The 27,000-nt window shown below is 74.1% G+C and carries 3 protein-coding genes; all 3 read right to left on the bottom strand.

Translation table 11 applies throughout. The features are described 5' to 3' along the window. Window positions 1–5 precede the first annotated feature (5 nt). Genes ACFWJ4_RS06160 through ACFWJ4_RS06150 form a run of 3 tightly spaced genes read right to left on the bottom strand, consistent with a single transcriptional unit; the run spans window position 6 to window position 26,979 of the window. Window positions 6–1,169 carry a macrolide family glycosyltransferase gene (locus tag ACFWJ4_RS06160; RefSeq protein WP_380539782.1) on the bottom strand — a complete coding sequence of 388 codons (1,164 nt, stop codon included), beginning with the start codon at window positions 1,167–1,169 and terminating at the stop codon, window positions 6–8. After that, a complete protein-coding gene (locus ACFWJ4_RS06155; protein ID WP_380539779.1) occupies window positions 1,169–3,421 on the bottom strand; it encodes a cytochrome P450 in 2,253 nt (750 codons plus the stop codon). The genes ACFWJ4_RS06160 and ACFWJ4_RS06155 overlap by 1 nt, the downstream gene beginning before the upstream one ends. Then, window positions 3,418–26,979, bottom strand: a complete 23,562-nt coding sequence (locus ACFWJ4_RS06150) for an SDR family NAD(P)-dependent oxidoreductase (protein WP_380539776.1) — start codon at window positions 26,977–26,979, stop codon at window positions 3,418–3,420. Before ACFWJ4_RS06150 ends, ACFWJ4_RS06155 begins: the two co-directional genes overlap by 4 nt. Between the last annotated feature and the right edge of the window lie 21 nt (window positions 26,980–27,000).

Raw genomic sequence — 27,000 nt, 5'->3', positions numbered from 1 at the left:
GGCCGCTACCGCGTCAGCAGCTTCTCCAGGACGTCCGCCCCCTTTGACGCGCCGCCCGCCCCGCGCACGATCCGGCTCAGGGCCGCCGCCCCGGGGCGGCAGGACCGGACGTCCTGGACGGCGTCGCGCAGGCCCTGCACGGTCGGCTCGGCGAGCGTCCTGCCGACCCGCAGCTCCTCCGCCCGCCGGGCGATCGCCCGCTGTTCCGGGATCTGCGGCACCGCCACGAAGGGCACCCCGTGGTAGAGAGACTCCATCGCCGAGTTCATCCCGGCGTGACTCAGGAACACCTCGGTGTGTCGCAGCACCGCCACCTGCGGCACGTGCGCGTGCACTTCGACGTTCGCCGGGATCGGGCCCAGCGACTCCTGGTCCAGCCCGCCCACCGCCATGACCACCTGCCAGTCGCTGTCCCCGAACGCCTCGATGCAGGTCCGGTAGAACTCGGGCCGGTCGTTGAAGACGGTTCCCAGCGATATCAGCAGCACCGGGGCCTGCGACCGGGGGCTCCACTCCTCAGCGGTCTGCCGGCTGCTCAGCGACGGCCCCACGAAGTGGAAGCGCTCGTCGAAGGTGTCCCCCGACATCTGGAACTCGCGGGGGATGAACACCAGGCTCGTCGGGGCCACGTGGCCGAACATCAGGTTCGGGTCCTCGAGGAAGGTGTGGCCCTGCGCGAACTTCCCCATGTCCTGAATCGCGGCCACCAGCCGGGGGTTGGTGTGGTCGAAGTCGGCCGGTAAGTACACCTGCGCCGCCGAGAAGGACTCGTTCTCCGCGAAGGTCGGTACCAGGGAGACCTCCCGCACCTGGAGCAGGTTCGCCAGCATCCTCCCGGTGAAGGTCACCGAGTCGTAGCACACCGCGTCCGGCGGGTCGGCCGAGAAGTGCCCGGCCAGGACGGGGAAGGAGGCACGCGCGTCGTCGAGGTAGTACTCCATCGTCACGGCGAGCTGTTCCGCCGTGAACTCGCCCCGCGCCGCCATGTCGGGCGGCAGCTGCGAGGGCAGGGTCACCGGCGACGCCCCGGCGGCGAAGGCGGCGTCCATGGTGGCCGGTCCCGTGGCGTAGCTGACCCGGTGACCGCGCCGGACCAGCTCCTCGACCAGCGGCAGGGTCGGGTTCACATGCCCGGACGCGGGCGCGCTCACGAAGGCGAAATGGGCCATCAGCTCTCCCCCAGGATGACCGGCAGAGTCTTGTGCCCGTTGGTGAAGAAGGAACCCAGCGGCTCGAGTTCGGACGACGGGACGGCCAGCCGCAGCCGGGGGAACCGGGAGAACAGCGCGGACAGCGCCGTCGTCGCCTCCAGCTTCGCCAGGGGGCTGCCGAGGCAGTAGTGCACGCCGTGCCCGAAGGTGAGGTGGTCGGCCCGCGACTGCCGGGTGACGGAGAAGTCCTCCGCGTCGGCCCCGTGCTGCGCCGGGTCGCGGCCGGCCGCGCCGTAGGACAGCAGGATCGCCTCGCCCTTGCGGATCCGCACGCCGTCCGCGGAGATGTCCTCCACGGCGTACCGCAGCGGCAGGTTCGGCACCGGCGCCTGCCAGCGCAGGGTCTCGTCCACCACGTCCTCCCACGTGCTGGTCCCGGACCGGACCAGGGCGAGCTGGGACGGGTGCGTGGCCAGCGCGTGGACGGCGTGGTCGAGCAGGTTGACCGTCGTCTCGAAGCCGGCGGAGATGGTCAGCAGCAGGGTGTCCAGCAGTTCCCGCTCGGACAGTCGTGTGCCGTCCGCCTCCTGCGCGACGATCAGGTCGCTGGTCATGTCGTCGCCGGGGTCGCGCCGTTTGGCGGCGACGAGCTCCTTGAGCAGCATGTACAGCTCGCCGGAGGCGGCCTGCACGCCCGCCGGGTCCGCGTCGAGGCTGAACACCGCGTCCACCAGCCGCCGCAGGTCCGCGCCCGTCTGCGCGGTCAGCCCGAACAGTTCGGTGATGACCTGGATCGGCAGCGGGAACGCGAACCGTGCGCGCAGGTCGACCGGCTGCCCCGGCGGCACCGTGGCCAGGTCGGCGATCAGGCCGGCCGTGACCTCCTCGATGCGCGGCCGCATCCCTTCGATGCGGCGCGGGGTGAACGCCTTGGCCACCAGGCTGCGCAGCCTGGTGTGGTCGGCCCCGTGGGCGGTGAACATGTTCTGCATCGCGACCCACATGATCAGCGGCCAGTCCGGCGGGATGTCGCCGTCGCGCCACATGGGCCAGTGCTTGTTCGCGTCCTTGGAGACCTTCGGGTCGAGCAGCAGCTTCTTCGCCAGGTCGTGCCCGGTGACGGCCCAGGCCGACACGCCACCGGGCAGTTCGACGGGCGTGGCCGGGCCGCGCTCGCGCAAGGCGGCGGCCTCGCCGAAGATGTCGCCGCCCGAGGGGTCGATGACGTACGCGTCGGCGGGCGGGGCCTGCGCGCGCACCGGCTCGGTGAAGGTGGTGGTCGTACGGGGCTTGGGCGGCTCGGTGACCTCCAGCAGGGTCGCGGTGAACCGCGAGCCCATGCCGAGGCCGATCGACATGATGGTGTCGCCGGGGTTGAGGGTCTCGTCGTGCAGCAGGTGGTCGATGCCGAGCAGTTGGTCGCACGGCCCGACGTGGCCGAGCTCGCGCAGCATCGGCCAGGTGGTGCGGCCCAGGTCGATGCCGAGCGGCTCCAGCACGACGACCTCCAGTTGGGCCAGGCCCAGACCGGTGACGACGAACCTGGTGATGTCGGCGACGCCGACGCCGGCCTCCTTGGCGGCCTGCTCGACCGCGGTGACCAGTGCCCCGCTCATCAGCGTCAGATACGGGGCCAGGCCGGTGACCTCGATCGGCGTACGGTTGCGGTGGCCCTCGGGGTCCGGGATCGTCGGGGTGGCGAGGACCTCCATCTGGGTCGCGGAGCTGTTGGCGGTCGCCACCAGCCGCGCCCGGCCGCCCTCGCGGTTGAGCACGGCCGCGACCGCACCGTCGGCCAGGAAGATCCCGATGGTGGGCTGCCAGCGTTCCCACCGCGGCGGCAGGAACCGGGCGGTGGCCGTGACCAGGGTCGCGGTCGCGGCCGGGTCGGCCACCAGGTGCGCGGCGGCGGACTGCAGCGCGGCCGAGCCGCCGTTGCTGGTCGCCTCGACCTCGTAGACGAGGGCGTGGCCGAGGCCGAGGACGCGCTGCAGGTGGCAGGAGGACGCCATGTGGTCCTGGTGGTCCATCTGGGCGTAGGCGGCCATGGAGATGTCGGCGCCGCTGAGGCCGGACTCGCGCAGGGCTCCGATCGCCGCGTGCACGGCCATCGCGTGCTCGGTGACGTCGTCGGAGCGGGTGAACGACACGAAGTCCGACAGCGCGAGCAGCCGCCGCATGGTCGTGGTGTCCGGCACGGCCTGCGTCGCGGGCGTGCGGGGCGGCAGATATCGCCCCGTTCCGCCGATGTAGACGTTGTCCCAGATCATGCGTAGTCCTTTCCCCTGAGTGCGGACAACCCGGCCCCGTATCCGCTGAAGTCGAGGAGCCATGTGCTGATGGCCAGCGCCGTGGCCGCGGAGTGCTCCTCCAGTACGGTGAAGTGGTCGCCCGAGACGGTGAGCACTTCCTGGACGGTGGTGGACAGCCGGGGCCACGAGCGCTTCCCGGTACCCACCAGCAGCACCGGCGCGGTGACGGGCTCCGGGGGGCCGGCCAGATCGAGGTAACGGCCCATGGCCACCAGCCGGTCGTCGTCGACCGGCTGGACCTGGTGGCCGGCGTCGAGCATGCCGGTGAGCACACCCGGCAGGTCGTCGGGGTAGCCGTCGATGAGCACCACGGCGCTGGGCCGGGCCCCCCGCCGCTCCAGTTCCCCGGCGGTCGCCAGCGCCAGCCACGCGCCCACCGAACGGCCGACCAGCACCGGCGCGGCGACGGCCGACGCGGCCTCGGCGAGTGCCTGGACCAGGACGTCGGCGTCCACGGGCAGCGGGTCGCCGGCGAAGCCCGGCAGGGTGACCGCCGTGACGTCGCGGACGGCCTCCAGCGCCGCGGCGAACCGCCCGTACTCCTCGATGCCGCTGGACGCCAGCGCGGACGGCAGGCAGACCAGCGACGGCTGGAGGAAACCGGCCGCGAGGGCGACCGCCTCGGCCTTGGGCGCGTCGGTGGCCGGGCTCAGCCGGGACGCCGTGGCCAGCAGGTCGAGGCCGTCCTGCGCGCGGCCGACGTCGACGGCCTTGCGCAGCAGGCGCTCCATCGGCCCGGCGACCCGGTTCTCCGGCGAGCACAGCTGCCCGTAGAGGTGGTTGACGAGCTGTTCGGGCGTCGGGAAGTCGAAGACGAGGGTCGCCGGGAGCTGGAGCCCGGTGGCCGCGTTGAGCTGGTTGCGCAGCTCGATGGCGGTCAGCGAGTCGACGCCGTGGTCGCGGAACAGCTGACGCGGGTCGTCGATCCCGCCGGGGGCCATCCCGAGGATGCTCGCGCTGTGCGTGACGACCAGGTCGAGCAGCAGGGCGCGCTGCTCGGCCTCGGGCAGGGCTTCGAGCCTGGCCCGCAGGCCGCCGGGGCCGGCCGCCGGGGCCGGCGCGCGCCGCGGCCGGACGAGCCCGCGCAGCAGCGCGGGCGGGGTTTCGATCGCCGCGAGGTCGAGGCGGACCGGCACCAGCGCCGGGCGTTCGCCGGACAGGGCGGTGTCGAACAGGTCGAGGGCCTGCTCGGTGGCCAGCGGCAGCATCCCGGTCCTCGCCAGCCGGCGGTGGTCGGCCTCGGTCAGGTTCCCGGTGATGCCGCTGGACTCGGCCCACTGGCCCCAGGCCAGGGAGGTGGTCGGCAGACCGCGCGCGTGCCGGTGCTCGGCGAGCGCGTCGAGGAACGCGTTCGCGGCGGCGTAGTTGGCCTGCCCGGGGGCGCCGAACACCCCGGACGCCGAGGAGAACAGCACGAACGCCCGCAGGTCCAGGTGCTCGGTGGCCTCGTGCAGGTGCCACGCGGCATCGGATTTCGGGCGCAGTGCCGTGTCGATCTGCTCCGGTGTCATCGATCCCACCACGGCGTCGTCCACGACCCCGGCGGCGTGCACGACGACCCGCAGGTCGGGGATCGAGGCGACGAGATCCCTCAGTGCCCCGCGGTCACCGGCGTCGCAGGCGACCACGGTGAGGGCGGCGCCCAGCTCCTGCCGGAGCCCGGGCGGCTCGACGCCACGGCGGCCGGCGAGCACCACGTGCGGGGCGCCGTGCCGCGCGACCAGGTGCCGGGCGACCAGGACGCCGAGGGTGCCGGTGCCGCCGGTGATCAGCACGGTGCCGTCCAGGGGCGCACCGTCCAGGGGCCCGGCCGGCCCGGTCGGGGCGGCCCTCACCAGCCTCGGCACGAGGGCGGTTCCGTCGCGCAACCGGATCTCGGGCTCACCGTCGCTCACGGCGGCGCGCACCGCGGCGGGGATCGCCCGTCGTGAGGCGGCCGTGCCGTCGTGCCGGACGGTCAGGATCCGCCCGGGGTTCTCGCTGTGCACGCTGCGCAGGAAGCCGCGGGCGGCGGCCGAGGCCAGGTCGTCGCCGGTGAGGACCACGAGCCGGTCCGGCGTGTCGGTGGCCAGGAACTCCCGGACCCTGCCGAGCAGTTCCCGGGTCACCGCGTGGGCGGCCGCGACCGGCTCGCCCTCGCCGACGACCTCGTGGAGGACCGTCTCCGTGTCCGGGCCGTCCGGTGCCGCCATCGGGATCCAGTCAACGGCGAACAGCGTGTTCGGCCGGCGCCCGGCCCCGTGACCCGCCGCTTCGACGGGCCGCAGGACGATCTCGTCGATGCTCACGACCGGCGTCCCGGCGGTGTCGGTGATCCGCACCGCGCAGGTGTCCGGCCCGGTCGGGTGCAGCACCACGCGGACCGTCGCGGCCGACCCGGTGACCGACACACCGGAGAACGAGAAGGGCAGCCGCGCCGGGCTGCCGCCGGCGCCGCCGTCCTCGGCCGCGAGGCCGGCGAGCAGGGTCAGCGGCTGTATGGCGGCGTCCAGGAGCGCGGGGTGGACCCGGTAACCGGTGAGCTGAGCGGCGTCCGCCGGGAAGCTCACCTCGGCGTGCAGGTCCTCGCCGTGCCGCCGGATGCCGGTGAGCCCCTGGAAGGTCGGCCCGTAGTCGTAGCCGGCTTCGGCGAGCCGGTCGTAGAGCGAGCCGATGTCGATCGGCGCGGCCTCGCTGTCGTCCGCCCCGGGCACGGCCGTCCGGTCGGCCCGTGTCGCCCGGTCCGCCGGCGGACTGAGCACGCCGGTCGCGTGGCGGGTCCACTCGTCGGGCTCGGCGGCGGTGCGGGAGTGGACGGTGACGGGCCGGCGTCCGGTGTCGTCGGGCGCGCCCACGGTGACCTGCACGTGCACACCGTCGCGCTCGGACAGCACGAGCGGCGTCTCCAGGACCAGCTCGGACAGTACGGGGCTGGCCGTGTGCTCGCCGGCGTGGACGGCCATGTCCACGAACGCCATCGCGGGCAGCAGCGTCGAACCGAGCACGGTGTGCTCGGCCAGCCATGGGTGGGCGGACGCGGAGAGCCTCCCGGTCAGCACCACGCCCTGCCCGTCGGGGAGCTTCACCAGGGACCGCAGCAGCGGGTGGTCGGGCGTGTCGAGGCCCTCCGACGGGGTGGTGGGCCGGAGCCAGTAGTGCTGGTGCTGGAAAGCGTACGAAGGCACCCGCACGTCCGACGTCCCCGCCGTCGTGGTCGTGGTCGCGGTCGCGGGTGGCGTCCAGCGCACCGCGCCGTCCGCCCACAACCGCCCCAGCCCCGCGAACAACCGCTCCGGAGAATCAGCACCACGGCGCATCAACCCGTTCCCCACCAGCAACGGATGCGGACCCACCTCCACGAACCCCGTGACACCCTGACCCGCCAACCACTCCAGGGCGTCCGCGAACCGGACCGGCTCCCGCACCTGCCGCACCCAGTACCCCGGCTCCCCCATCTCCACCGGACGCCCGGCCACCGTCGAAACCACCGGGATCACCGGCTCACCGAACGACAGACCCGCCGCCACCTCGCCCACTTCCTCCAGCACTGGATCCATCCGCGCCGAATGGAACGCGCGACCGACCTCCAACCGCCGCACCCGGCGCCCACGGCCACGCCACACCTCAGCGACCACCTCGACCGCAGCCTCGTCGCCCGACACCACCACCGCGTCCGGCGCGTTGACCGCGGCCACCTCGGCCCCCGGCACCAGCGACCCCAGCACCTCCTCCGCCGACGCCCGGAGCGACACCATCGCCCCACCACCGGGCAACGCCTGCATCAGCCGGCCACGCGCGCCCACCAGCACACACGCGTCCTCCAGGCCCAAGATCCCCGCCACATGGGCCGCCGCCACCTCACCGACCGAGTGCCCCACCACGAAGTCCGGCCGCACACCCAGCCACTCCACCAACCGGAACAGCGCCACTTCCAGCGCGAACACCCCGCCCTGGGTGAACTCCGTCTCCCCGAGTACGCCTTCCTCGTCCTCGAACAGCGCCCCCACCGGCAACCCCAGCAACCCGCACACCTCGTCCAACACCCGCGCGAACACCGGGAACTCGCGATACAGACCCCGCCCCATCCCCACCCACTGACCACCCTGACCGGAGAACACGAACGCCGACCGGCCCGAGTCGCGGGCCTCGCCGGTCACCAGCCCGGGATGCGCCTCCCCGCGCACCAGGGCCGCCAGTGCCTCCGGTCCGGTCACCATGGCCCGGTGGGCGAACCGGGTCCGCGCGGCGAGCGCGGCGCCGATTCCGTCCGCGTCGGAGGCCTTGGCCGCGTACGCCTGCAGCCTGCGGGCCTGGGCCCGGAGCGCCTGCTCGGACTTGGCCGACAGCAGCCACGGCACTGGCACCACGGCTGCGGGCGCGGGCGCGGAAGCGGCAGGGGACTCGGGCGACGTCTCCTCGGCCGGGTCCGGTGCCGGTGCCTCCAGGATCACGTGCGCGTTCGTACCGCTGATGCCGAATGCCGACACGCCGGCACGGCGGGGACGCCCCGTCTCCGGCCACGGCCGGGCCTCGGTGAGCAGTGAGACCTGGCCCGCCGACCAGTCGACGTGGGAGGTCGGCGCGTCGACATGCAGCGTCGGCGGCAACTGCCCGTGCCGCATCGCCATCACCATTTTGATCACACCCGCCACACCGGCCGCCGCCTGGGTGTGGCCGATGTTCGACTTCACCGACCCCAGCCACAACGGCTCCCCCCGGTCCCGGCCATAGGTCGCCAGCAGCGCCTGCGCCTCAATGGGGTCGCCGAGAGTGGTACCGGTGCCGTGCGCCTCCACCGCGTCCACCTCGGACGGCTCCAACCCGGCATTCGCCAACGCCTGGCGGATGACGCGTTCCTGCGACGGACCGTTCGGCGCGGTCAACCCGTTCGACGCCCCGTCCTGATTCACCGCGCTTCCCGCGACGACCGCCAGCACCCGGTGACCGTTACGACGGGCGTCGGACAGGCGTTCCAGCAGCACCAAGCCGGCGCCCTCACCCCACGCCGTACCGTCAGCGGCCTCGGCGAACGCCTTCACCCGCCCATCGGCCGCAAGCCCCCGCTGGCGGGAGAAGTCGATGAAGGCGGCGGGTGTCGCCATGACCGTCACACCACCGGCCAGGGCCAGTGAGCACTCCCCCGAGCGCAGCGCCTGCGCCGCCAGGTGGATCGCCACCAGCGACGACGAGCACGCCGTGTCCACCGACACCGCCGGACCCTCCAGCCCCAGCAGGTACGACACCCGCCCGGAGGTCACACTCGTCGCCGTGCCCGTCGAGAGGTAGCCCTCCAGGTCGGGCGGCTGTGCCCCGGCGCCATAGCCCGAGGACCAGATGCCGGTGAACACGCCCGTCCGGCTGCCCCGCAACGACGTCGGATCGATCCCCGCGTCCTCGAAGGTCTCCCACACCGTCTCCAGCAACACCCGCTGCTGCGGATCCATCGCCAACGCCTCACGCGGCGAGATCCCGAAGAACCCGGCATCGAAGTCGCCGGCGGCGTCGAGGAAGCCGCCCCACCGCGTGTACGACCTCCCCGGACCACCGGCCGGGTCGTAGATACGACCCACATCCCACCCACGGTCCGACGGGAAGTCCCCCACGGCGTCCACCCCACCCGACACCAGACGCCACAGCTCCTGGGCCGAGCCCACCCCACCTGGGTACCGGGCCCCCAACCCCACGACCACGACGGGGTCGTCCGACACCGGAACCCCGACCGGCACGGGTGAGGCAGGGGCCCGGCGCCGGGCGCCGACCAGGAGGTCCCGCAGGTGGCCGGCCAGCGCGTCGGGGGTCGGGTGGTCGAAGACCATCGTCGCGGGCAGCCGTACCCCGGCGACCGCGGACAGGCGGTTGCGCAGTTCCACCGCGGTGAGCGAATCGAAGCCCAGGTCCTTGAAGGCCCGCTCGGCGCTGACCGCCGCGGTGTCGGTGTGGCCGAGGACCGCGGCTGTCTGGCCGGTGACCAGTTCCAGGACACGGCTGTGCTGCTCGGTCTCGGGCAGGGCCGCCAGTTCCCTGCCCAGGCCCGGCCGGTCCGTACGCCGGGCGGGCCGGGTACGGGTGAGGCGGCTGAGCAGGGGGCGGCCGGCCGCCGCCGACAGATCGAGGTGTGCGGGGACCAGCGCGGGATCGGCGGCGCCCAGGGCCAGGTCGAACAGTGCCAGCGCCTGGTCCGTGGGCATCGGCAGCACGCCGGCGCGGGCGAGGCGCTTGCGGTCGGTGTCGGTGAGGTGTTCGGTCAGCCCGCTGGCCTCGGCCCATTGTCCCCAGGCCAGCGACACGGCCGGCAGGCCCAGAGCACGCCGGTGCACGGCGAGGGCGTCCAGGAAGGCATTCGCGGCGGCATAGTTCGCCTGGCCCGGGCCGCCCAGCACACCGGCGGCGGACGAGAAGAGCACGAATGCGCTCAGGCCGAGGTCTTTCGTCAGCTCGTGCAGGTGCCAGGCGGCGTCGGCCTTGGGCCGCAGCACCTGGTCGATCCGGCCGGGCGTGAGGGATTCGACGACGCCGTCGTCGAGCACACCGGCGGCGTGGACGACCGCGGTCAGCGGGTGCGCGGCCGGGATCGAGTCCAGTACGGCCGCCAGCGCGTCCCGGTCGGCCACGTCGCAGGCCACCACCTCGGCGTCGAAGTCCACCTCCGCCGCGGTCCTGCCGAGCAGGAGCAGGTGCCGGATGCCGTGCCGCTCGCGCAGGTGCCGGGCGACGAGGCGGCCCAGTGTTCCGGTGCCTCCGGTGATCAGCACGGTGCCGTTCGGGTCGAGCGGGCCGGGTGCCGCGGCCGCTTCGGCCCGTACCAGGCGGGCGGCGTGGGCGGCGCCGTCGCGGACGACGAGCTGCGGTTCGTCCCCCGCGACGAGGACGCGGTCGTCGGTGTCGACGAGCACGAACCGGTCGGGGTGTTCCGCCTGGGCCGCGCGGACCAGGCCCCAGACGACGCTGGACGGCAGGTCGACGGGGTCCGGCCCGACCGCCCCGCGGGTCACGACGGCCAGCCGGCCGTCCCCGTCGCGCAGGAAGTCCTGGAGCACGCCCAGCGTCTCGGCGGCGACGGTGTGCGCGGCCGCCACGGGGTCTCCCGCCGGGGGCGTGACGTGGTGGACGGCCGGGGGTTCGCCGGTGGTCTCGACGGGCACCCAGTCGAGGCGGAAGAGCTGGTCGGTCCCGGCGACCGCCATGCCCGGCGGCCGGTGGCGCACGGTCAGCGCGTCGATCACCGCCAGCGGCCCGGATTCGTCGGCGAGCGCGACCCGGAAGGTGTCGGTGCCGGTGGGTGTGAGGCGGACCCGGGCCGTGGAGCCGGCTTTCCGCATCGACACCCCGGCGAAGGAGAACGGCAGGCGGCCGGCCGCCAGCAGGGTCAGCGGCTGGAGCGCGGCGTCGAGCAGCGCGGGGTGGAGACCGAAGCGGTCGCGGGTGTCGGCGGGCAGCGCCACCTCGGCAAAGAGCTCGTCGCCCTGCCGCCGGATCTCGCGTACGCCCGCGAACACCGGCCCGTACTCGTAGCCCTGGGCGGCGAGGGTGTCGTAGAAGTCGGTCAGGTCGACGGGCTCACCGGCCGGCTGCCAGGGCTCGCCGGTGTCGTACGGGTGGGGGCGGCCGCCGGTCGCCAGCATGCCGGTGGCGTGCCGCAGCCAGGTGCCGCCCGTCCGGGAGTGCACGGTGACGGGGCGTCGACCCGTCCCGTCCGGTGCGCCGACGACGACCTGGACCGGCACGGAACCGTCGTCCGGCAGGATCATGGGGGCTTCCAGCACCAGTTCGTCCAGGACGTCGCAGCCGGTCTGCCGTCCGGCGTGCAGGACGAGTTCGACGAACACGGTGCCGGGCAGCAGCACGGAGCCCAGGACGACGTGGTCGGCCAGCCATGGGCTGGTAGCCGCCGAGAGCCGCCCCGTGAGCAGGACGCTCCGGTCCCCGGCCAGTTCGACGACGGCCCCGAGCAGCGAGTGCCCGGCCGAGTCCAGTCCCGCCGCCGACACGTCACCCTTCGGGGCGGCGGGGTTCAACCAGTACGGCCGGTGCTGGAAGGCGTACGTCGGCAGCGGGACGTGGTGGGGCTCGCCGGGAAGGACTGGCGTCCAGTCGACGGCCACGCCTTGCGTGTGCAGGCGCGCCAGGGCGAGGTGGAATTCCTGCCTGCCGCTGCCGCGGCGCAGCGTGCCGGTCACAACACCGTCCATCACCGGCACCAGTACGGGGTGCGGGCTGACCTCCACGAACACGCCGTGCCGGTCCTGCGTCAGGGCCTCGACGGCGAGGTCGAAGCGTACGGGTTCGCGGAGGTTGCGGTACCAGTAGTCGGCGTCGAGGGCGGAGGTGTCGACCGGCTCGCCGGTGACCGTGGAGCAGAACGGGATCACCGCCGGGTGGGGCGTGATGCCGGCGAGGTCGGTGAGCAGTTGCTCGCGGATCGCCTCGACCTGGACGGAGTGGGCGGCGTAGTCGACGGGCAGGCGGCGGGCGCGGATGCCGTCGGCCTCACAGGCCGCCAGCAGTTCGTCCAGCGCGTCCGGATCGCCCGACACCACCACGCTGTCCGCCGAGTTGACCACCGCCACGGTCAGCCGGTTGTCCCAGCGGGCCAGGAACTCGGCGGCCCGCTCATGCCCGAGGCCTATGGAAACCATGCCGCCGTGTCCGGCCAGGGCGACCAGGGCCTTGCTGCGCAGGGCGACCACCTTGGCCGCGTCCTCCAGCGACAGCGCCCCCGCCACGCACGCCGCCGCGATCTCCCCCTGCGAATGCCCGACCACCGCATCAGGCTCCACACCATGGGCACGCCACAACTCCGCCAGCGCCACCATCACCGCGAACAGAGCGGGCTGCACCACATCCACCCGCTCCAGCGAGCCACCACCGACCAGCACCTCGATCAACGACCAGTCGGTGTACGGCGCCAACGCCGCGTCACACGCATCGATCGCCTTCCGGAACACCGGCTCCGAGCCGTACAGCTCCCCACCCATCCCCACCCACTGCGCACCCTGCCCCGGAAACACGAACACCGACCGACCCGGCGAACCGGCCACACCCGTGATGACGCGGGGGTCTCCGTCGGCGAGGGCGGCCAGTTCCGCCATGAGGTCGGTCCGGGTACTGCCCACCAGGGCCGCCCGGTGGGAGAGCATGGTGCGGGTGGTGGCGAGGGCCCGGCCGATCGCGGCCGACCGGAGTCCGGGGTGGGCGGTGAGGTGGTCCGCGAGCCGTCGGGCCTGGGCGCGGAGGGCGTCGTCCGTCTTGCCGGACAGCAGCCACACGGTGGGCTCCGCGGAGTCGTCCGCGGCGGGTTGTTCGGGGGTTTCTTCCGGGAACTGTTCGATGACGACGTGGGCGTTGGTGCCGCTGGCCCCGAAGGCCGAGATGCCCGCGCGGCGGGGACGCACCGTCTCCGGCCACGGCCGGGCCTCGGTCAGCAGCCGGATGTCACCGGTGTCCCACTCGACATGCGGCGTGGGCTCCTGGACGTGCAGCGTCGGCGGCAGTTCGGCGTGCCGCATCGCCATGACCATCTTGATCACACCGGCCACACCGGCCGCCGCCTGGGTGTGGCCGATGTTCGACTTCACCGACCCCAGCCACAACGGCTCGTCCCGCCCCTGACCGTAGGTCGCCAGGAGTGCCTGAGCCTCGATGGGATCGCCGAGCGTCGTCCCCGTACCGTGCGCCTCCACCGCATCCACCTCGGACGGCTCCAACCCGGCGTTCGCCAACGCCTGGCGGATCACCCGCTCCTGGGAGGGACCGTTGGGCGCGGTCAGCCCGTTGGACGCCCCGTCCTGATTGACCGCCGAACCCCGCACCACCGCCAGCACCCGGTGACCGTTGCGACGGGCGTCCGACAACCGCTCCAGCAGCACCAACCCCGCACCCTCACCCCACGCCGTACCGTCGGCCGTCGACGAGAAGGGCTTGCACCGGCCGTCAGGGGCCAGGGCGCGCTGGCGGGAGAACTCCGTGAACTGCAGAGGGGTCACGCTCACGGTCACCCCTCCGGCCAGGGCGAGTGTGCACTCCCCCGAGCGCAGTGCCTGCGCGGCGAGGTGGATCGCCATCAGTGACGAGGAGCAGGCGGAGTCGACGGACACGGCCTGGCCCTGGAGGCCCAGCAGGTACGAGACCCGGCCGGAGGTGATGCTCGGCGAGATGCCGGTGGCGAGGTAGCCCTCGGTGTCGGGCGGTGCCTGGTCGGGGCTGCCGACGTAGCCGGAGGACCAGATGCCGGTGAACACGCCCGTCCGGCTGCCCCGCAACGACGTCGGATCGATCCCCGCGTCCTCGAACGTCTCCCACGCGGTCTCCAGCAGCACCCGCTGCTGCGGATCCATCGCCAACGCCTCACGCGGCGAGATCCCGAAGAAATCGGCATCGAACCCCGCCGCGTCCGCGAGGAAACCACCCGACCGCGTATACGACGTCCCGGGATGATCCGCGTCCGGATGGAACAACCCCTCGACGTCCCACCCCCGATCGCCCGGAAACCCCCCGATCGCGTCCACCCCACCCGACACCAGGCCCCACAACTCCTCCGGCGATCCCACTCCACCCGGCAACCGGCACCCCATGCCCACGATCACCACCGGATCAGCCGACACCGGAACCCCGGCCGGCACCACCGACACCACACCCTTTGCCGCACCGGAGAGTTCGGCCGTGAGGTGGTCCGCGAGGTCGGCAGGGGTGGGGTGGTCGAAGACGAGGGTCGCGGGCAGCCGCAGGCCGGTGGCGCCGGCGAGGCGGTTGCGCAGTTCCACGGAGGTCAGGGAATCGAAGCCGAGGTCGCGGAAGGCGAGTCCGGGGGCGATCGCGGCGGCGTCGGAGTGGCCGAGGACGGTGGCGGTGTGGGCGGCGACCAGGGACAGCAGGTCCGACGCGGGGGCCTTCGGCGTCGGCAGGGTCTGCGGCATCGAGAGGTCGGCCGTGGTCAGCGCGGGACGTCCGGCAGCCAGAGCGGTGTCGAACATGGCCAGGGCGCGTTCGGTGCCGATGGGGCGGATGCCCTTGCGGGCGAGGCGTTGGCGGTCGGCCGCGGTGAGGTGGGCGGTCATGCCGCTGGCCTCCGCCCAGTAGCCCCAGGCCATCGACACGGCGGGCAGTCCGAGGGTCTGCCGGTGTGCGGCGAACGCGTCGAGGTAGGAGTTCGCGGCCGCGTAGCCGGCCTGGCCGGCGTTGCCGAGTACACCCGCGGCCGCGGAGAACAGCACGAAGGCGGCGAGGTGGTGCTCGCGGGTCAGCTCGTGCAGGTGCCAGGCGCCGTCGACCTTGGGACGCAGCACCCGGTCGAGCTGCTCTGCGGTCAGCCGTTCCATGACGGTGTCGTCGAGGACGCCGGCCGCGTGGACGACGGCGGTGAGCGGATGCTCGGCCGGGATCGAGTCCAGTACGGCCGCCAGCGCCTCCCGGTCCGCGACGTCACAGGCCACGACCCGCACGGCGACGTCCCCTTGCGGCTCCAGGTGCGGCACCGCGCCGCCGCCGCGGCTGACGAGCAGCAGGTGCCGTACCCCGTAGCGGGACACCAGGTGCCGGGCGACGGCCTGGCCGAGGGTGCCGGTGCCGCCGGTGATCAGCACGGTGCCGTCGGGGTCGATCGGCCGGGGGACGGTGAGGACGATCTTGCCGATGTGGCGGGCCTGGCTCATCAGCCGGAAGGAGGAGACGGCCTGGCGGAGGTCCGCGGCGGTGACCGGCAGCGGCTCCAGTGTCCCGTCGGCGACCATCGCCACGACCCTGGAGAGGATGTCGCCCTGCCGCGCGGGGTCGACGTCGTTGAGGTCGAAGGCCCGGTAGATCAGGCCCTCGGGTGAGCGGACGTCCGTCCTGCCCAGCTCGACGAACCGTCCGCCGTCGGCGAGCAGCCGCAGGGAGGCGTCGGTGAGTTCTCCCGCGAGCGAGTTGAGGACGACGTCCATGGCCGGGAACCGGTCGGCGAACCGGGTGTCGCGGGACGAACCGATGTGGTCGTCCGCCAGTCCGAGGCGCCGCAGGGTGTCCCACTTGGCGGGGCTCGCGGTGGCGAAGACCTCCGCGCCGCTGTTCAGGGCCAACTGGATGGCGGCCATGCCCACACCGCCCGCGCCGGAGTGGACCAGGACCCGGTCGCCGGGGCGCAGTTCGCCGAGGTCGAACAGCCCGTACCAGGCGGTGGTGAACGCGATGGGCACCGACGCCGCCTCGGTGAAGCTCCAGCCGTCGGGGATCGCCGTCAGGAGCCGGTGGTCGGCGACCGCGCGCGGCCCGAAGGCGCCGGGCATCATTCCCGTGACGCGGTCGCCGGGCCGCCAGGCCGTGACGCCGGGGCCGACCTCGATGACGGTGCCGGCCCCTTCGCCGCCCAACGGGGGCCGGTCCGGGTACATGCCGAGGGTGATGAGCACGTCGCGGAAGTTCAGGCCGGCCGCGCGTACGGCGACCCGTACCTGTCCGGGTTCCAGCGCGGCCTCCTGCCAGGACAGCAGGGCCAGGTCGTCCAGTTGCCCGGTGCCGGACTCGCTCAGCCGGTACGCGCCGTCGGGGGCGGCCGGTTCCGGCGCGTACCTGGCCTGCCGCGGCACGAGGACGCCTTCCTGGCGCAGGGCCAGTTCGGGTTCGTCGCCGGCTGTCATGGCGGCCCGGACCGCGTCCTCCTCGGACGCGTCGCCCATGTCGACCAGGACGAACCGGCCGGGGTGCTCGGCGGCGGCGCTGCGGACCAGGCCGCGTACGGCCGCGCCGGCCACGCCGCGGGTCAGGACGGCCAGGCGTGCGGCCGCCCGTTCCGGCTGCTCGGCCAGGAAGTCCTGGACGAGCGCGCGGGCCCGCTGGACGAGGGCGTGCACGGAGTCCGCGTCGGCTTCCGCGGCGAGTACCGGGCTCGGCACCACCTCGGTCGGTGGGCCCGCGGTGTGGGGCACCCACTGGGTGTGCAGCACCGTGGCCCGGGCCTCGGCGGCCGGACGGACGGTCAGCGCGGTGATGTCCGCGACCGGGTTGCCGGACAGGTCGGTCAGTGTCGCGCGGTAGGTGTCGGTGCCCGTGCGGGCCAGGTGGACCCGGGCGGACGACACACCGGTGGTGTGCACGGCGACGCCGGAGAAGGAGAACGGCAGCCGGACCCGGGTGTCGGGGCTGAGCAGGATCAGCGGCTGGAGTGCGGCGTCGAGGAGCGCGGGGTGGATGCCGAAGCGGGCGCCGTCGGGGACGGACACCTCGGCGTACAGTTCGTCCTCGCCCTGCCACAACTCCCGCACGCCCCGGAACGCGGGTCCGTACTGGTATCCGAGTCCGGCGAGGAAGGCGTAGAACCCTTCGGGGTCCACGGGTTCGGCGTTCCTCGCGGGCGGCCAGTCGAGGCGACCGGCCGTCACCTGGCCGCCGAGGGTTCCGGACGCGTGGCGGACCCAGCCGTCGCCGCCCTTGGAGTGCACGGTGACCGGGCTGCGGCCGGCGTCGTCCGGGGCGCCGACCGAGACCTGGATGTCCGTGGGTGTGTCCGAGAGCGCGAGGGGCAGGTGCAGGACGAGGTCGTCAAGGGTCCTGCCGGCCGGGGTGGCGAGTTCGAGGAAGGCGGTGCCGGGCAGCAGGACCGTACCGTCGACGGCGTGGTCGGCCAGCCAGGGGTGGGTGCGGGTGGAGACGCGGCCGCTGTGCACGGTGCCCCCGTCGGGCAGTTCGACCGTGGTGCCCGCCAGCGGGTGCCCGGTGCCGTGGTCGCCGGCCGCGGGGGTGAGCCAGTAGGTGCTGCGCTGGAAGGCGTAGTGCGGCAGCCTGACGCCGTGCGGGCGGTCGTGCGGCCAGGTCACGGCGACGCCCTGGACGTGGAGGCGGGCCAGGGCGGTGTGGAATTCCCCGATGGCGCCGTGGTCGCGGCGCAGGGTGCCGGTCGCCACGCCGTCCAGGTCCTGCACCAGCACCGGGTGCGGGCTGACTTCCACGAACACCTCGTGGCCGTCGGCGGTGAGCCGGGCGGTGGCCAGGTCGAACCGTACGGGTTCGCGGAGGTTGCGGTACCAGTAGTCGGCGTCGAGGGCGGAGGTGTCGACCGGCTCGCCGGTGACCGTGGAATAGAACGGAATCGCCGCCGGCCGGGGCCGGATGTCCGCGAGGTCGGTCAGGAGCTGCTCGCGGATCGCCTCGACCTGCGCCGAGTGCGCCGCGTAGTCGACGGGGATGGCGCGGGCGCGTATGCCGTCCCTGGTGCAGGCTGCCAGCAGTTCGTCCAGGGCCCCGGGTTCGCCGGACACGACGACGGTCGAGGCGGAGTTGACCACCGCGACGGTGATCCGGTCGCCCCAGGGGCTCAGGTAGCCGGCGGCGACGTCCGCGGACAGCGCGACCGAGACCATGCCGCCGTGTCCGGCCAGGGCGACCAGAGCCTTGCTGCGCAGCGCGACCGCCTTGGCCGCGTCCTCCAACGACAACGCCCCCACCGCGTACGCCGCCGCGATCTCCCCCTGCGAATGCCCGACGACCGCATCAGGCTCCACACCATGGGCACGCCACAACTCCGCCAGCGCCACCATCACCGCGAACAGGGCGGGCTGCACCACATCCACCCGCTCCAGCGAACCACCGCCGGTCAACACCTCCACCAACGACCAGTCCGTGTACGGCGCCAACGCCGCGTCACACGCATCGATCGCCTCCCGGAACACCGGCTCCGAGCCGTACAGCTCCCCACCCATACCGACCCACTGCGCACCCTGCCCCGGGAACACGAACACCGACCGACCCAACGGACGGGCGGTCCCGGTGACCAGCCCCGGCGCCGTGCCGCCCTCCGCCAGGGCCTCCAGGGCCGCGGCGGTGCCCACCACCACGGCCCGGTGCTCGAACACGGCGCGGGCGGCCAGAGCGCCCCCGACCGCCGCCGGGCCCACCTCGGGATGCACGGCGGTGAAGGCGCCCAGCCGACGCGCCTGCTCCCGCAACGCCGCCTCGGACCTGGCCGACAGCGGCCAGAGGACCTGGTCGTCCGCGCGGCCCCGGGGGGAGGGTGCGGCGGAGTCGGCCTCGGCGGGCTGTTCGAGGATGCTCTGCTCGATAATGACGTGGGCGTTGGTGCCGCTGATGCCGAAGGCGGAGACGGCGGCCCGCCGTGGCCGCCCGGTCCCGGGCCAGGCGACCGGTTCGGTGAGCAGGCGGACCGCGCCGGAGGCCCAGTCGACGTGCGGGGTGGGCGCGTCCACGTGGAGGGTCCGCGGCAGTTCGCCGTGCCGCATCGCCATGATCATCTTGATCAGGCCGGCCACGCCGGCGGCGGCCTGGGTGTGGCCGATATTGGACTTCACCGAGCCCAGCCACAGCGGCTCGCCCCGGTCCCGACCGTAGGTGGCCAGCAGCGCCTGGGCCTCGATGGGGTCGCCGAGGGTGGTGCCGGTGCCGTGGGCCTCCACCGCGTCCACGTCCGCCGCCGACAGCCCCGCGTTGGCGAGGGCCTGACGGATCACCCGCTCCTGGGAGGGGCCGTTCGGCGCGGTCAGGCCGTTGGAGGCGCCGTCCTGGTTGGTGGCAGAGCCCCGGACGACCGCCAGCACCTCGTGGCCGTTGCGGCGGGCGTCGGACAGGCGTTCCAGCAGCAACAGGCCCGCGCCCTCGGCCCAGCCCGCCCCGTCGGCCGCGGCGGCGAAGGACTTGCTGCGGCCGTCGGGCGCGCTCGCCCCCTGCCGGGACATCCCGGTGAACAGCGTGGGTGCCGCGTTGACGGTGACGCCGCCGACCAGCGCCAAGGAGCACTCTCCCGAGCGCAGCGCCTGAGCGGCCAGGTGCAGGGCCACCAGGGACGACGAGCAGCCGGTGTCCAGGGACAGTGCCGGGCCGAGCAGGCCCAGCTGGTACGCCAGCCGGCCGGACCCCACGCTCGACGCGGTGCCGGTGACCTGGTAGCCCTCCAGGTCGTCGGGGACCGGCCCGGCGGCGTAGCCGGTGGACCACATGCCGGTGAACACGCCGGTGGGTGTGCCCTCCAGCGTGGTCGGGTCGATACCGGCGTACTCGATGGTCTCCCACGCGGTCTCCAGCAGGATGCGCTGCTGCGGGTCCATGGCGAGCGCCTCGCGGGGCGATATCCCGAAGAACGCCGCGTCGAAGTCGCCAGCGGCGTCGAGGAAGCCGCCCTGGGACGTGCTCGACGTGCGGGGACGGCTTCCCGTCGGGTCGTACAGGCGGTCGATGTCCCATCCCCGGTCGGCCGGGAAGTCGCCGACCGCGTCCACGCCGTCCGCGACCAGCCGCCACAGGTCCTCGGGGGTGCCGACGCCTCCGGGGTAGCGGCAGCCCATGCCGATGACCGCGATCGGCTCGTCCGTCGCGGCCGGGGCCGGGGCCTGCGGCGCGTCCTGCTCGCCGGACTCGCCGGACAGGTGGGCGGCCAGCCGTGCCGGGGTGGGGTGGTCGAAGACGAGGGTGGCGGGCAGTTTCACCCCGAGCGCGGCGGTCAGGCGGTTGCGCAGTTCCACCGCGGTCAGTGAGTCGAAACCCAGGTCCTTGAACGCCTGCCGGGGGTCGAGCCGCTCGGGGGTGGCGTGTCCCAGCACCCCGGCGACGTGGGTGGTGACCAGCTCCAGCAGGTCGGTGCCGCCAGCGGGGGGCACGGGTCGGGGAGCCTGCGGCCGGCTGTGGGCCTCGGGCAGGTCCCGCAGCAGCCGGCTCGGCCGCGCGTGGGTGTAGGCGCGGGCGAACTGTGCCCAGTCGGCCTCGGTGACGACCGCGAGGGCCTCGTCGTGGTCGAGGACGTCCTGCAGCGCGTCGAGTGCGCGGCCCGGGTCCAGTTCGCCGAGGCCGAGCAGGGTGCGCTGGCGCTGCACGGGCTCCAGGGCCGCCATGCCGCCTTCGGCCCAGATGCCCCACGCGACGGAGGTCGTGGCGCGGCCCTGGGCGCGGTGCTGTGCGGCCAGGGCGTCGAGGAAGGCGTTGCCGGCGGCGTAGGCCGCGCCGTGGCCGTCGCCCCACACGCCCGCGGTGGAGGAGAACAGGACGAAGGCGTCGAGGTCCGGCAGGAGTTCCGCCAGGTTCGCCGCCCCGGCGACCTTGGCCATGACGACCTCGGCGAACTCCGCCGGTGTCGTGTCGGCCAGCCTGGTCGCCCTGATCACGCCGGCGGTGTGGAAGACCGCGCGGATGTCGCCGACGCGCTCGACGAGGTCCCGCAGGGCGTCCCGGTCGGCCACGTCGCACGCCGCCACGGTCACCCGCGCCCCGGCTGCCTCCAGTTCGTCGCGCAGGCCGGCTGCGCCGGGTGCGTCGGGGCCGCGGCGGGCGGCCAGCACGATGTGCTCCGCGCCCTGCCGCGCGAGGCGGCGGGCCACGTGTCCGCCGAGCGCGCCGGTGCCGCCGGTGACCAGCACCGTGCCCCGCGGCCGCCAGGACCGCGCGGCCGGGCCCGACGAGGCCCTGCGGCGCAGCCGCTTGGCGAAGCGCCGGGTGCCGCGGATCGCCACCTGGTCCTCGCCCGTGCCGGCGAGCACGACGAGCAGCGCGTTCACGCTCTCCTCGTCGGGCACGGCGGGAAGGTCGACCAGGCCGCCCCAGCCGTGCGGGAACTCCAGCGCCGCGGACGCGCCGGTACCCCACGCCAGGGCCTGGGCCGGGCTGGTGACCGGGTCGGTGCCCGAGGTGCTCACGGCGCCGCTGGTCGCGCACCACAGCGGGACGGCCGCCGTCCTCACCGGGTCCAGGCTGCGCGCCGGGTCCAGGGTGCGGACCAGATCCAGGGTGCGGACCAGGCCCGCCGGGAGCACCGGGTGGTCGGGGTGCGGCTCCTCGTCCAGCGCCAGCAGCGACAGCACACCGTCCGGCCCGGGCCGGGCGTCCCCGGTGTCGGCCACGTCCCAGGTGTCGGCCACCGCGAAGCCCCGTTCGCGCAGGGCCTCGGCCCACGGGTGCCCGGTCGTGGCCAGGACGAGCCAGCGATCCGGGTCCACCGGGACCGCGGTACCGCTCGTCGGCGCCCACGCCACCTCGTACCGCCAGTCGTCACGGGGCACCGGCGGGGTCGCGGTCACCCAGTAGGGCTCGCGCTGGAAGGCGTACGTGGGCAGGTCCGCCCCGGGTGCGGTGCGGGGCAGGACCGGGGTCCAGTCGACGTCGGCTCCGGCGGCGTAGAGGCGTCCCGCCGCGGCGAGGAACTCGGTGAGCCCGCCGTGATCGCGGCGCAGTGTTCCGGTGGCGGCGACATCCAGCGCGGGCACCAGCACCGGGTGCGGGCCGACCTCCAGGAACAGGTCGTGGCCGTCGGCGGTGAGCCGGGCGGTGGCCAGGTCGAACCGTACGGGTTCGCGGAGGTTGCGGTACCAGTAGCCGGCGTCGAGGGCGGAGGTATCGACCGGCTCGCCGGTGACCGTGGAGTAGAACGGGATCGCCGCCGAGTGGGGCGTGATGCCGGCCAGTTCGGTGAGCAGCTGCTCGCGGATCGCCTCGACCTGCGCGGAGTGGGCGGCGTAGTTGACGGGCAGGCGGCGGGCGCGGATGCCGTCGGCCTCGCAGGCGGCCAGCAGTTCGTCCAGCACGTCGGGGCCGCCGGACACCACGACCGCCGCGGGTCCGTTCACCACGGCGGTGGTCAGCCGCTCGCCCCAACGGGCCAGGTAGCCGGCAGCCTGTTCGACGGACAGCGCGAGGGACACCATGCCGCCCCGGTCGGCGATGACGGCCAGTGCCCTGGACCGTAACGCCACGACCTTGGCGGCGTCCCGCAGCGACAGCGCGCCGGCGACGTACGCGGCGGCGATCTCCGCCTGGGAGTGGCCGACCACGGCGTCCGGCTGCACGCCGTAGGACCGCCACAGGTCGGCCAGCGCCACCATGACGGCGAACAGGGCCGGCTGCACCACGTCGACGCGGTCCAGCGAGCCGTGGCGCAGTTCGTCGACCAGCGACCAGTCGGTGTACGGGGCCAGGGCGGCGGCGCAGGCGTCGATGCCGGCGCGGAAGACCTCGGACTGCTCGTACAGGTCACGGCCCATGCCCGCCCACTGCGCCCCCTGTCCGGGGAAGACGAACACGGTCCCGCCGGTACGGGCCGGCAGGCCCGGCAGTCCCGGCGGGAGCGCGGCCAGGCCGGACAGCAGGTCGTCCCGGTCGGCGCCGACCACCGCGGCCCGGTACTCGAACCGGGTGCGGGCGGCCAGTGCGCGGCTGATCGCGGCGGCCGGGACGTCGGGGTGGGCGGTCGCGTACGCGTGCAGCCGCTCGGCCTGGGCGCGCAGCGCGGCGTCGGTCTTCGCGGACAGCAGCCAGGCGGTGGGGGCGGCCCGGCCGGCGGGTTCGGGAAGGTGGCCGGGGTCCGGGTCGGAGGACTGCTCGATGATCAGGTGGGCGTTGGTGCCGCTGATGCCGAAGGCCGAGATGCCGGCGCGGCGCAGGTGCTCGTGCTCCGGCCACGGCCGGGCCTCGGTGAGCAGCCGGACGCCGCCGGAGGCCCAGTCGACGTGCGGGGAGGGGGCGTCCACGTGGAGGGTTCGCGGCAGTTCGCCGTGCCGCATCGCCATGACCATCTTGATCACACCGGCCACGCCGGCGGCGGCCTGGGTGTGGCCGATGTTCGACTTCACCGACCCCAGCCACAACGGCTCGTCCCGGTCCTGACCGTAGGCGGCCAGCAGGGCGTGGGCCTCGATGGGATCGCCCAGAGTGGTGCCGGTGCCGTGGGCTTCCACCGCGTCCACCTCGGACGGCTCCAACCCGGCATTGGCGAGGGCCTGACGGATGACGCGTTCCTGGGAGGGGCCGTTGGGCGCGGTCAGGCCGTTGGACGCGCCGTCCTGGTTGACCGCGCTTCCCGCGACGACCGCCAGCACCCGGTGACCGTTGCGGCGGGCGTCCGACAGACGTTCCAGCAGCAGCAGGCCGGCGCCCTCGGCCCAGCTGGTGCCGTCGGCCGCGGCGGCGAAGGGCTTGCTGCGGCCGTCCGCCGCGAGGCCGTGATGGCGGGAGAACTCGGTGAAGCCCAGCGGTGTCGCCATGACCGTGACACCGCCGGCGAGCGCCAGCGAGCACTCGCCCGCGCGCAGGGCCTGGGCGGCCAGGTGGACGGCGACCAGGGACGACGAGCAGGCGGTGTCCACGGACAGCGCCGGACCGCGCAGCCCGAGGTGGTAGGCGACCCGGCCGGACGTGACGCTGGTCGCGACGCCGGTGAACAGGTAGCCCTCCAGGTCCTCCGGCAGGCCCGGCCCGGTCGCGTAGCCGGACGACCAGACGCCGGTGAACACGCCGGTGTGGCCGCCGCGCAGCGAGGCCGGGTCGATCCCGGCGTGCTCGAACGTCTCCCAGGCCGTCTCCAGCACGAGCCGCTGCTGCGGGTCCATGGCGAGCGCCTCGCGGGGCGAGATGCCGAAGAACGGAGCGTCGAAGCCGGCCACCGCCTCCAGGAACCCGCCCCGGGTGGTGTACGTGGTGCCCGCGCCGCGCAGTTCCGGGTCGTACAGGCCGCCCAGGTCCCAGCCGCGGTCGTCCGGGAAGTCGCCGATCGCGTCCACGCCCTCCGCGACGAGCCGCCACAGGTCGTCCGGCGAAGCCACCCCGCCGGGGAAGCGGCAGCCCATCCCCACGATGACGACCGGGTCGTCGTGGGCGGCCGGGGCAGCGGAGGTGGCGGGGGCCGGCCGGTCGCCGGGGCCCGTGCGCAGCCAGTCGATCAGCTCCGCGGGCGTCGGGTGGTCGAAGACGAGACCGGAGGGAAGTTGCCGATCCAGGACGCCCGCCAGGCGGTTGCGCAGTTCGAGCCCGGTGACCGAGTCGAAGCCGAGGTCCTTGAAGGTGAGCGCGGGATCGATGTCCGCGGGGTTCTCGTGGCCCAGCACGAGCGCGATCTGCGCGGTGACCACGGCGGCCGCGTCGACCGTGTCGCCCGACTCGGGGTCGCCCGTGTCCGTGCCGCCCGCCCCGGTGTCGCGGGTCTCCGGGCCGCCGTCCGGCCGGCCGGGCGCGGCGGTCTCCGCCGCGTGCGTCCCCGGGCCGGCCGGGGTCCGTCCGCTCTGCCCGGCCGTCGCTTCGGGCAGCCAGTACGAACGACGTTGGAAGGCGTACGTGGGCAGGTCGACCGGCGCGGCCTCGGCGACGGCCGGGGACCAGTCGACCGGCACGCCGGCCACGAACAGCCGGGACAGCGCGGTCAGGAAGACGTCCGGCCCGCCCCGGTCACGGCCCAGCGTGCCGGTGGCGACGCCGGGCGCGCCGGTCCGCTCGCGGGCCTGTTCCAGGATCTGTTCGAGGGCGGGCAGCAGCACCGGGTGCGGGCTGACCTCGACCACGACGTCGTGCCCGTCCGCCAGCAGTGCGGCGGTGGCCAGGTCGAAGCGGACCGGCTCGCGCACGTTGCGGTACCAGTAGCCGGCGTCGAGCTGCGTGGTGTCGTCGAGGAGGCCGCCGGTGACCGCGGAGTAGTACGGGATGGTGCCCTGCCGCGGCCGCACACCGTCCAGTTCGGTGTGCAGCCGCTCGCGGATCGCCTCGACGTGCGCGGAATGGGAGGCGTAGTCCACCGGGACGACGCGTGCGCGGACACCGTCCGCCGCGCAGGACTCGACCAGTTCGGACAGGGCCTGCGTGTCGCCGGACACCACGACCGAGCCGGTGGCGTTGACCACGGCGACCGTCAGCGCGCCGCCCCAGCGCGACACGTAGTCCTCGGCCCGCTCGGCGGACAGGGCCACGGACACCATGCCGCCCCGGCCGGTCAGCGCCACCAGCGCGCGGCTGCGCAGTGCCACGATCCGGGCCGCGTCGGACAGCGACAGCGCGCCCGCGACGTACGCCGCGGCGATCTCGCCCTGCGAGTGCCCGACCACCGCGTCGGGCTCGACACCGAAGGAGCGCCACAGTGCGGCCAGGGACACCATCACCGCGAACAGGGCGGGCTGCACGACGTCAACGCGGTCGAGCGGGGCGCCGTCCAGGACATCGGCCAGGGACCAGTCGGTGTACGGGGCCAGGGCCTGGGCGCACTCGTCCATGGCGGCCCGGAAGGCGGGGTACGCGGCGTACAGCTCCCGGCCCATGCCGACCCACTGCGCGCCCTGGCCGGGGAACACGAAGACGGTACGGCCCGGGGTGCCGGCCCGCCCGGCGGCGACCTGGACGGAGTCGAGCAGGACCGCGCGGTGCGCGAACCGGGTTCTGGTGGTGGCCAGCGCGTGCGCGACCTCGGCGCCGGTCAGGTCCGGGTGGCTGCGCACGTGTTCGCGCAGGCGCTCGATCTGCGCCCGTAGCGCCTGCTTGGTCCGCGCCGTCACGATCCACGGCGCCGGCCGGACCTCAGGGGCGGGCCGCCGGGCCGGCGGCGCGGCCGCATCGGGCGCCTGCTCGACGATCACGTGCGCGTTGGTGCCGCCCATGCCGAACGACGACACGCCGGCGAGCAGGGGCGCGTCCGGCCGCGGCCAGGGGGTCGGAGCGGTCTGGACCCGCAGCGCCAGTGCGTCGAGAGGGATGCCGGGGTTGGGGGTTTCGTGGTTCAGGCTCGGCGGCAGTGCGCGGTGGTACACGCTGAGGACAGCCTTGAGCAGACCGACGATGCCCGCGGCGCCTTCCAGGTGGCCGACGTTCGTCTTGGCGGATCCGACCCGCAGGGCGCTGTCGGCGTCGCCGGACTCGGCCGGGTCGCGGTAGGCCGCCGCGAGGGCGGCGGCCTCGATGGGGTCGCCGACAGCGGTGCCGGTGCCGTGCAGCTCCACGTACTGCACATCCGCGGGACGCACGCCGGCGCGGGCCAGTGCCTCGCGGATGACCTGTTCCTGGGCCTGCGCGCTGGGCACGGTCAGGCTCTGTGTGGCGCCGTCGTTGTTGACCGCGCTGCCCCGGATGACACCGTAGACGCGGTCCCCGTCGGCCAGGGCCCGGTCCAGCGGTTTCAGGACGAGGAAGGCGCCGCCCTCGCCGCGGACGAAGCCGTTGGCCCGGGCGTCGAAGGTGAAGCAGCGGTCGTCCGGGGACAGGCCGCCGAACTCCGCCGCTCCCTCCTCGCGGGCGGCGGTCAGGTTGAGGTTCACCCCGCCGGCCAGGGCGAGCGCCGACTCGCCGCGGCGCAGGCTCTCGACCGCCAGATGCACCGCGACCAGCGCCGACGACTGGGCTGTGTCGACCGTCATGCTCGGTCCGCGCACACCGAGGAAGTGCGAGACGCGGTTGGCGATGACGCCCCGGTTGGTGCCGGTCAGCGTGTGCGGCGTGATGTGACCGGGGTAGGCCAGGGACGTGTAGTCCTCCCACATCGAGCCGACGAACACCCCCGTCGGACCGCCCGTCAGCGTGCTCGGCACGATCCGGGCGTCCTCCAGGGCCTCCCAGGCGAGTTCGAGCATGAGCCGCTGCTGCGGGTCCATGCCGGCGGCCTCACGGGGGGACACACCGAAGAACGCCGCGTCGAAGCCGTCCACCCGGTCCAGGTAGCCGCCGTGCCGTACGCCCTGCCGGCCCGCGGGCGGCGCGGTGATCGCGTCGGCCCCGTCGCACAGCAGTCGCCAGAACGCCTCCGGATCCGGGGCTTTCGGCAACCTGCCCGCCATTCCGATGACGGCGACACGATCAGCGTCCGAATCCAGGGGGAAGCGCATCACATCGACACCTCGTGAGCC

The organism is Kitasatospora sp. NPDC127067 (assembly GCF_042724755.1).
In the GTDB taxonomy this organism is placed as follows: Bacteria; Actinomycetota; Actinomycetes; order Streptomycetales; family Streptomycetaceae; genus Kitasatospora; species Kitasatospora lactacystinica.
This window is presented reverse-complemented; position numbering and strand designations above follow the sequence as displayed.

Excerpts from the sequence above, each read along its gene's own strand:
- ACFWJ4_RS06150 (WP_380539776.1), bottom strand. The coding sequence starts at position 26,979 with ATGCGCTTCCCCCTGGATTCGGACGCTGATCGTGTCGCCGTCATCGGA.
- ACFWJ4_RS06160 (WP_380539782.1), bottom strand. The coding sequence starts at position 1,169 with ATGGCCCATTTCGCCTTCGTGAGCGCGCCCGCGTCCGGGCATGTGAAC.
- ACFWJ4_RS06155 (WP_380539779.1), bottom strand. The coding sequence starts at position 3,421 with ATGATCTGGGACAACGTCTACATCGGCGGAACGGGGCGATATCTGCCG.